The 839-nt window shown below is 49.9% G+C and carries 1 protein-coding gene; it reads right to left on the bottom strand.

The genetic code is table 11. The features are described from left to right. The coding region (locus I5515_RS17425) for an acetyl-CoA C-acyltransferase (protein ID WP_199969025.1) at nucleotides 1-839 on the bottom strand (839 nt) is incomplete at both ends.

An 839-nucleotide genomic window follows, 5' to 3' on the forward strand; every position in this document is an offset into this window, starting at 1 on the left:
GCTGTTGAAGCAATGATCTTGGCACGCGGTTTTAAGTTGTAAGCTTGAACTGCCTCATCAGAAGCAATCAGTAGAGCCGCTGCACCATCGTTAATACCAGAAGCATTACCCGCAGTCACAGAACCATCTGCTTTGACAACAGGTTTAAGTTTGCTTAAAGCTTCAAGCGTGGTTGATGCACGTGGATGTTCATCGGTATCAATCACAACAGCATCACCCTTACGCTGAGGGATTTCAACTGCCACGATTTCTTTAGAAAAAAAGCCTTTGGCTTGCGCGCTTGCGGTGCGTTGTTGGCTCACCAAGGCAAACTGGTCCTGATCTGCACGATTAATGTTGAACTGTTCAGCCACGTTTTCGGCAGTCTGGGGCATGGTGTCTACACCATACAATTCTTTAAGTTTAGGGTTGATGAAACGCCATCCCATGGTGGTGTCTTCAATCTTCTGGCTACGACCAAAAGCACTGTCCGACTTACCCATCACATAGGGTGCACGGCTCATGCTTTCCACACCACCTGCAATCACCAGGTTCGCTTCACCCGCTTTAATGGCACGGGCAGCAATGGCAATCGCATCGAGTGATGAACCACACAAACGGTTAATAGTGGTTGCAGGCACCTGATACGGGAGACCTGCAAGTAGTGCTGACATACGGCCGACATTACGGTTATCTTCACCGGCTTGGTTGGCGCAGCCATAAATCACATCATCGACCTGTTCCCAGTTCACACTTGGGTTACGCTGGATTAAAGCTTTAATTGGCACAGCGCCAAGGTCATCGGCACGGACAGGTGCAAGGCCACCGGCATAACGGCCAAATGGGGTACGGATGGCATC

The organism is Acinetobacter calcoaceticus, assembly GCF_016508255.1.
GTDB lineage: Bacteria > Pseudomonadota > Gammaproteobacteria > Pseudomonadales > Moraxellaceae > Acinetobacter > Acinetobacter calcoaceticus_E.